This is a genomic window from Pedobacter sp. N23S346 (assembly GCF_048515415.1).
Lineage (GTDB): Bacteria > Bacteroidota > Bacteroidia > Sphingobacteriales > Sphingobacteriaceae > Pedobacter.
The window spans coordinates 1-3,478 of the sequence record NZ_JBLYEE010000029.1; the positions used below are offsets into that span (position 1 = coordinate 1).

At 48.1% G+C, this 3,478-nt stretch carries 2 rRNA genes; both read left to right on the forward strand.

Annotation, left to right across the window (positions count from 1 at the left end):
* Positions 1-332: 332 nt before the first annotated feature.
* A 23S ribosomal RNA gene (locus tag ACN1CD_RS23540) occupies positions 333-3,209 on the forward strand.
* 144 nt (positions 3,210-3,353) lie between these two features.
* Positions 3,354-3,465 (forward strand): 5S ribosomal RNA (gene rrf / locus ACN1CD_RS23545).
* The last annotated feature ends 13 nt before the right edge of the window (positions 3,466-3,478 follow it).

Below are 3,478 nucleotides of genomic sequence, written 5' to 3' on the forward strand. Positions count from 1 at the left end.
AAGATTAAGACAAGAAGAAACGCCATTGGGGCATATTTATCAAGCATATACTGTGAAATAGATAAAACGGTTCGAGACCGGAGTTTTTGACTAACGAAGCTGAAACGGAGCTTAGGCAGGGGACAATGAAACCCTCTACCTTTATACCTTCGACCTTCAGCCTTGGTAAAGTTCTTTGACATATTGGAAGAAGTTAAAAAAGAAGAGCAAACAACAATAGGCGACTGTTGTGTTTGTGCTCACCAACCCGATGGGCAACCATAGGGAAGGTATGAGACATCATAACAAGAGCAAAAAAAGCATACCATATGGCGCAAAAGGCATATGAGTAGAAGAAAGTAATAAAGAGTACACGGGGGATGCCTTGGCTCTCAGAGGCGATGAAGGACGTGATAAGCTGCGATAAGCTTCGGGTATTTGCAAATAGGAATAGATCCGAAGATTTCCGAATGGGGCAACCCGTCTGGTTGAAGACCAGTCACATATAATGAGCAAACCTGCCGAACTGAAACATCTAAGTAAGCAGAGGAAGAGAAAATAATAATGATTTCCTAAGTAGTGGCGAGCGAACGGGAAAGAGCCCAAACCTATCTTGTTACGGCAAGATGGGGGTTGTAGGACTACGATATGGCATTAGCAAACAGAAGTGGAATGGGATGGGAAGCCCAGCGATACACGGTGATAGCCCGGTACACGTATAGAATGCTAGCTTAGTAGTATCCTGAGTACCGCGAGGTCGGAGACGCCTTGTGGGAATCTGCCGGCACCATCCGGTAAGGCTAAATACTCCTGAGAGACCGATAGTGAACCAGTACCGTGAGGGAAAGGTGAAAAGAACCCCGAACAGGGGAGTGAAATAGAACCTGAAACCGTGTACTTACAAGCGGTCGGAGCGTCCAGGTGGCGTGACGGCGTGCCTTTTGCATAATGAGCCTACGAGTTACTCTTCTCTGGCAAGGTTAAGTGCTTCAGGCACGGATCCGAAGCGAAAGCGAGTCTGAATAGGGCGTATAGTCAGAGGAGGTAGACGCGAAACCTTGTGATCTACCCATGGACAGGTTGAAGGTGCGGTAACACGTACTGGAGGACCGAACCGATAAACGTTGAAAAGTTTCCGGATGATCTGTGGGTAGGGGTGAAAGGCTAATCAAACTGGGAAATAGCTCGTACTCCCCGAAATGTTTTTAGGAACAGCGTGGATATTAAGTTTAATAGAGGTAGAGCTACTGATTGGGTGCGGGGGAGTCAAATCCTACCAAATCCAGACAAACTCCGAATGCTATTAAATATGATCTGCAGTGAGGCGCGGGGTGCTAAGGTCACGCGCCGAGAGGGAAAGAACCCAGACCATCAGCTAAGGTCCCCAAGTTACAGTTAAGTTGAACTAACGAGGTCCGATTGCACAGACAGCTAGGATGTTGGCTTGGAAGCAGCCATTCATTTAAAGAGTGCGTAACAGCTCACTAGTCGAGCGATCGGGCATGGATAATAAACGGGCATTAAATTGTACACCGAAGCTATGGGATTGAAATATATCGGTAGGGGAGCATTCTATCGGCAGCGAAGGTATCTGGTAATGGGTGCTGGAGCTTATAGAAAAGCAAATGTAGGCATAAGTAACGATAAGGCGGGAGAGAAACCCGCCCACCGAAAGGATAAGGTTTCCTGATCAACGCTAATCGGATCAGGGTTAGTCGGGACCTAAGGAGAACCCGAAGGGGAAATTCGATGGACAACTGGTTAATATTCCAGTACTTTTTATAACTGCGATGTGGGGACGGAGTAGTGACACTGCCGCGATCTGACGGAATAGATCGTTAAAGACAGTAGGTATTAGAACGGTAGGCAAATCCGCCGATCTAGCTGAAAGTCGATAGTACAATGAACCTTCGGGTGAATTGATAGCGCAGGTAATCAGACTTCCAAGAAAAACCGCTAAGCTTCAGGTTATAAAAACCCGTACCGCAAACCGACACAGGTATCCGGGAAGAGGATTCTAAGGTGCTCGAGTGAATCATGGCTAAGGAACTCGGCAAAATGGCCCTGTAACTTCGGGAGAAGGGGCGCTGGCAGCAATGTCAGCCGCAGTGAAAAGGCCCAGGCGACTGTTTAACAAAAACACATGGCTTTGCAAAATCGAAAGATGAAGTATAAGGCCTGACACCTGCCCGGTGCTGGAAGGTTAAGAGGGGATGTCATCCTCACGGAGAAGCATTGAATCGAAGCCCCAGTAAACGGCGGCCGTAACTATAACGGTCCTAAGGTAGCGAAATTCCTTGTCGGGTAAGTTCCGACCTGCACGAATGGTGTAACGATCTGGGCGCTGTCTCAGCCATGAGCTCGGTGAAATTGTGGTCCCGGTGAAGACGCCGGGTACCCGCAACGGGACGGAAAGACCCCATGCACCTTCACTACAATTTAACATTGACATTGGATACAGGATGTGTAGGATAGGTGGGAGGCTTTGAAGCGGCGTCGCTAGGCGTCGTGGAGCCAACGTTGAAATACCACCCTTTCTGTATTCGGTGTCTAATCCGATCTTATCGGAGACATTGTTTGATGGGTAGTTTGACTGGGGTGGTCGCCTCCAAAAAGGTAACGGAGGCTTTCAAAGGTAAGCTCAGTACGCTTGGTAACCGTACGCGGAGTGCAATAGCATAAGCTTGCTTGACTGTGAGACATACAGGTCGATCAGGGTCGAAAGACGGATATAGTGATCCGGTGGTTCTGCATGGAAGGGCCATCGCTCAAAGGATAAAAGGTACGCTGGGGATAACAGGCTGATCTCCCCCAAGAGCTCATATCGACGGGGAGGTTTGGCACCTCGATGTCGGCTCGTCACATCCTGGGGCTGGAGAAGGTCCCAAGGGTTCGGCTGTTCGCCGATTAAAGTGGCACGCGAGCTGGGTTCAGAACGTCGCGAGACAGTTCGGTCCCTATCTGTTGTGGGCGTAGGAATTTTGAGTGGGGCTGACCTTAGTACGAGAGGACCGGGTTGGACTAGCCTCTAGTGAATCTGTTGTTCCGCCAGGGGCATTGCAGAGTAGCTACGCTGGGAATAGATAAGCGCTGAAAGCATCTAAGTGCGAAACTAGCCACGAGATGAGAATTCCATATAGGACCGTAGCAGACTACTACGTTGATAGGCTACAGATGTAAAGTTGGCGACAGCATAGTCGAGTAGTACTAATCATCCGAAGCTTTCAAAGCAAACAGATTTGTTGTTTGTTCTTCGAAACTTAACTTCTTTCAATAATATGTCATTTAAGCGGAAAGCTAAAAGACTAAAGAGTAAAGCGAAATACAGTAGCTTTAAGCTTTGAGCTTTATCCTTTCAGTTCAAATAAAAATATTTAGGTGCCTATATCGGTGGTGTCCACCTCTTCCCATTCCGAACAGAGAAGTTAAGCCCACCAGAGCCGATGGTACTGCGGTAACACGTGGGAGAGTAGGTCGGTGCCAAATCTTAAAAGCCCAA